Origin of the sequence: Marinilabilia sp. (assembly GCF_016278715.1) — a bacterium.
Classification (GTDB): Bacteria; Bacteroidota; Bacteroidia; order Bacteroidales; family Marinilabiliaceae; genus Marinilabilia.
Map to the genome: position 1 here is coordinate 1 of NZ_JADQBH010000104.1, position 5,180 is coordinate 5,180.

General features: G+C 42.4%; 4 protein-coding genes. 1 reads left to right on the forward strand and 3 read right to left on the reverse strand.

The window, feature by feature from the left end:
- Positions 1 to 1,319, forward strand: a 1,319-nt coding sequence (locus tag QZZ43_RS06315; protein ID WP_291857153.1) for a cation-translocating P-type ATPase, incomplete at its 5' end; no start/stop codon positions are given.
- Positions 1,320 to 1,409: 90 nt separating this feature from the next.
- Here the strand turns inward: QZZ43_RS06315 and QZZ43_RS06320 are convergent.
- From QZZ43_RS06320 to QZZ43_RS06330, 3 genes are all read right to left on the reverse strand, one after another.
- Entirely contained in the window at positions 1,410 to 2,771 is a 1,362-nt protein-coding gene (locus tag QZZ43_RS06320) for a hypothetical protein (RefSeq protein ID WP_291857155.1), read from the reverse strand.
- Positions 2,772 to 2,787: 16 nt separating this feature from the next.
- Entirely contained in the window at positions 2,788 to 4,584 is a 1,797-nt protein-coding gene (locus tag QZZ43_RS06325; protein ID WP_291857157.1) for an FAD/NAD(P)-binding protein, read from the reverse strand.
- On the reverse strand, positions 4,581 to 5,180 hold a 600-nt coding region (locus QZZ43_RS06330; RefSeq protein WP_291857159.1), incomplete at its 5' end, for a pyridoxal-phosphate dependent enzyme. The genes QZZ43_RS06330 and QZZ43_RS06325, both read right to left, overlap by 4 nt.

Genomic DNA, 5,180 nt, shown 5'->3' on the forward strand with positions numbered 1-5,180 from the left:
AAATCTGTAACCGGGTTTTAGAAGGAGGAGAAACAATTCCTTTTACTGAGGCTCATAAGAAGAGGTACATGGATGCAGCAGTTGCTATGTCTGATAAGGCCCTGCGTACCCTTGGGGCAGCCTACAAGCCGGTAAAGGAAAAAATCGGCCCTGCCGAAATGGAAAAGGAATTGATTCTGGTTGGTCTGGTAGGAATGATAGACCCACCAAGGCCGGAGGTCAAGGATGCTATCACAAAAGCCAAAAGTGCTGGCGTGAAAACGCTGATGATAACCGGTGACCATAAGAATACTGCCTTCGCCATTGCCCTTCAGCTAGGAATTGCAGAAAAGATTGAACAGGCGATCACCGGACAGGAAATTGAGGCCCTTACCGACCTGGAATTTGCAGAGCAAATTAACAATTATCGTGTTTTTGCACGTGTCTCGCCCGAACATAAAGTAAAAATTGTAAGGGCGCTGAAAACCAAAGGCAACATTGTTTCTATGACGGGTGACGGGGTAAACGATGCCCCTTCTTTAAACACCGCTGATATAGGCGTCGCGATGGGGATAACAGGCACTGACGTTGCCAAAGGTGCCTCGGATATGATTCTGCTTGATGATAATTTCTCAACCATTGTTTCAGCCATTGAGCAGGGAAGGAATATTTACAATAACATAAAAAAGTCTGTCATCTTTCTGATTAGTTGCAATCTGGGCGAAGTCATTGCCATTTTCGCAGCACTGGTAATAGGATGGAAAGCTCCGTTGCTTGCCACACAGCTGCTGTGGATCAACCTGATTACCGACTCCTTACCTGCCATAGCGTTGGGAATGGATCCGGGAACCCCCGATGTAATGAATGACAAGCCCCGACCTGCCAAAGAGAGTTTCTTTGCAAGGGGCGCCGGAAGGCATGTTTTGCTCGGGGGGTTTCTGATCGGAACCCTAACAATTGCCGCTTTCTTTTGGGGATATTATGAGCATGGATACTCCCCGTTTGATAAACAGGTACCGAATAATACTTTAGAATATGCCCGTACCATGGCTTTCATGGTGCTGGTGGTTTGTCAGCTGTTTTACTCACTGGCTCTGAGAAATGAACGGAAATCAATCTTTAAAATAGGTTTTTTTTCGAATAAATACCTTGTAGGAGCAATAGTTGCAGGCCTCGCCCTCCAACTGGTCGTGATTGGGATCCCGGTCATACAAAGTGCTTTTCATTTACAGATGCCCGATCTCAAATCATGGGGAATTATTCTTGCACTGGGATTAATACCTTTGGGTTTGAATGAGTTTTTTAAACTATTTATCAACGTTTTGAAAAAAACGAGGTAAAAACCAGTGTATATTTTGTTAAATAATTAAACTGTATAAATTAGTAGTCCGTTAAACTTTTACAAAAACCTCTGAATCAGTTGTTTATTATTAAAAATTGTTAAAATCCTGATATTGATAGCTTTCCTTTGAAGTCGCAATGCTTAAATTAACGGAGAGGTGGAACAAATGTGCCTGGGTTTCAAAAAAGTGGATCATGTAGCCGGCTGTATTAACGAATCCCACGATATCCCCAATTTGTGGCAGGTTGGGTAAGGTTATTCGCCGCTTGAGCACTATATCCTGTTCGAGGCAATAGGCTCCGGTAAAGTACACTTCTACCGGATGGTTGGGAGCAGGGACAAAAGCGGTTAAGGGATCCAATAAAAAATCGGCGCTTGAGCTTTTTAACTGACTCATGCTCATTTCCAGACCGACAAGCCATCTGCCCTTCATATCCTTTTTCCGAAAGGCTACTCTGGCAAGGGTTATGCCGACCTGATTTAGCAAGGAGCGCCCCGGTTCCAATCGTATTTCTATGTTTTTATTCCGGAGCAATTCAGATACGCTTGCTTTATTTTTGTACCGGAAATTCAGGATTTTTTCAAGGAAGATGTCGTCGTTTTCTTCATTGAAAAAAGGATAGGTTGCCAGGGCTCCCTGTATCTGATTATCGATTAATTGATATCCAAGACCATCATTGTTAAATGTTATCTCTTCTCGTTCACCTTTGACTGCTTTTTTCAGTTCCTCCCGGAAAATTTCCCACTCATTTTTTGATTTCAGGTAATTTATCAGTACACCACCGCCTATGTCAATAAACTGTGAAGTAAATCCCTGGGTTTTGAGTTTTTCTGCCAAAAAAAAGCACTGGCTTAGCGCTGCCCCGCGTTCTTCGGTCGAATAGCCATTTAGGTGAAAATGCAATCCTTTATAGGTTAAATGTGAATATTTTCCTTTTGGGGAACAGGTAGTAACAATAAATGATTCTACTTCGTCAATATCAAACCCAAATCGGCTGTAAAGCTTTCCCGTATCGGTGTAAAATCCACTTACGCGAAAACCCACAGGAGTTTGTTTGTCCGTTTTTTGGGCGATACTGTTTAATAAGTCGCATTCATCCTGATTGTCCAGAATAACGAGTACATTATTCTCCACTGCCATCTGAAGCAGTTTCTCTGTCTTTATGGCGGCTGTTATCACCAAAAGTTCAGGACTGACCCCAACTTCTAGCGCTTGCAGTAATTCCCTTTCGCTGGCCGTATCTACGCCAATTCTGTTTTCTTTTGCACGGTTTACTACACTTTTGCTTTTGTTGGCTTTGTGTGCATAAAACAACTGATATGGTATTCGGTGATTCTCAAACACTTTCCGGAATTTCTGAATGTTTTTGTCGAATTCCGGCAGGTAATGCACATTTAAAGGAGAGCCCCAGTCACCAAATAGTGTGTCCAGAAGCATCTTGTCCTTCATGAGTTTTGGCATCCAATCACTTAGAATAGGCGAGAGTTTTGGTAGTTTGTTTTTTGATTTCATCTGTGCTATTCATTAAATGTTGGATTACCACACCCGCCCAGGGCCCGGCAAAGTTGTTACGGGTGCGGGACAAGGTGTCATTATCGTGAACAATACCTTCTGTAGGGGTGCCGTAAAGCGTTATGTTTTCAGTGGTTCCCTGGGGATTTATCAGTTTGCCGTTGCGGTCTATTTGTAAAATGCCCGGCGCATAACTAATATCGTTTTCCCTGTTTACATAGGGTTGTGCCAACCGGTTTTTACACAAATTGGTGAATAAACCCGAAGCTTCATTTTCCATCGAGTTTTTGGGAATTCGGGCATCAATCAGGAGGTCACAATAAATTTCGGAAATTCCGTCGCTTAGCATAAAACCGTTTCCATTAGGTTCTAAACGGGGATTTTTGGCAAATTGAAAGTCAACAATTCCTGTATTGGCCAGCGCCATAATTTTTTTAAGATTAACGGGGGGTGGCCCGTAAGCTATGCGATTTAGTTTTCCGAAATAGTAGCCATCAAACTCCTGATGGGAAGCAGCATCCAGACCACTGTAAGAATAGACCTCATTAAAAACGGGGCTAATCCTTCTCCATATTGCGGCAGCGCGTAATTGAGCCTCGTGCTCTATGTGCCGGTTCTTTTCGCGGATAAAAGCAGAAAGGTAGTCCAGAATATTCTGATGACTGCTTTTCGCTGGATTGAGTTTCGGTTGCATTAAGCTTTCCAGGGAAAAACGTGCGTATCCGGGGTGTTTTTTATGGAAGGCATGTATCTGTCGTGTTATTTCATCATAATTTGGGTGGTAATCAAGCACTTCATTTTCATGCGAGAATAGTGTTCTGTAGTAGGCATACTCCATATCCTGCTCAACCAGCGGGAGTATTTCATTCTTCAGATTAATTTTTTTGTGTTTTAAAAACCTGAGTCTTTTTACAAAAAGTTCAGGGCCATCATTCAAATTAAAATCGTATTTGGGCATCATGGGCCAGCCGGATTTTGAAAAGGGGAAAATTCGTTTCGGTTCTCTTCCGGATGGATTGTAAATGAAATCTCCCTCCACATCTTCAGTAAAATATCCTCCTTTTCCCTCGGTGAGTGCCAGGGCCGCATCTATAAAGGTTAAACCCATTCCCTTTACAGCAACTGAATCTTGCAGGGTTACCCCATTTAAATTTTCTTGCACAGGATAAATAAATGGGACTGTGTTATTACTTGTTTTTGTGGTTTTATGACGTTGGTGCCCGGTGGTTATCAGGATGTGTTGAAAACCGGTCAACCGAGATGAGGTTTCCCGCTGAAAATAACCGATTGAATAGCCTTCTTCCACTTTTTCAATAGAACGCACTTCTGCAATATGTTGCTGAAGAATGACGTTTTTGGGGAGATTCCGGCAGAGCTGGGCAAAACCATATTCCAGATAGCGTCCAACCGTTGCCCGCGGCGAATACAAATGCTCTATTTCATCAGGGGACGTTTGATTTTCCATTGCGATGTATCCGGAAAAACTTAATGGGGTCTGTACAATAGGGGGTGGCTGTTCCTCTGTCCACATATTAACAAAACTATTCGCAAAATTCATTAACAGATAATCGGGTTGGTCGCTTCTGTACACGTCGCCCGAACCCATGAACCTTGTTTTATTGAAGAGGTGGATTTCAACCTCTTTCTTGACGGGATTTGCCTTTAATTGGGCAAGTATCCTTTCAAAACCGTACAATCCCTTAGGTCCCAGGCCTACAATTGCTATTTTAAATGAAGGACTTTGCATCATGTTGAACTAATAGTTAAAGTTTTAAAGCTTTTCCGGGGTCGTCCCTTTCTTTTTATAGTAACCTCAGTGTTTACTGGTCTTTTTGAAAACTCAAAATCAGGGAAATGTTTTTTAATCCAGGTTTTGTTATAAACTGTATCCAGGTAGTGTTCACCTCTGTCGGGAAGAATGCCCACACAATTTGCTCCGGCAGGTATAGCAGATGCATATTTTTCTATGGCTGAAATTACCGCTCCGCTGGAACCTCCACATAGGATTGCTTCATTTTCCAGTAATTTCCAACATCCCCTGATACATTCTTCATCGGATATATAGATGGCATTGTTGATGAAATTAAGGTTTAAAAAATTGGATGGTTTTCCTGATCCGTGGCCCGGTATGAGGCGTACATTTTCTTCCTGACCAAATGTTACGCTTCCAATTGCATCAACAGCAATAATTTTTGTGGGGAGTTTGTTTTCAAATACATACCGTGCGCATCCCATAAGGGTTCCGCAGGTACTTGTGCTGATAAAAATATAATCTACTTTTTGATCCAGTGCGCTGGCAATTTCACTCATGGTTTGAAAATGGGTTTCCGGGTTTATCGGGTTCTC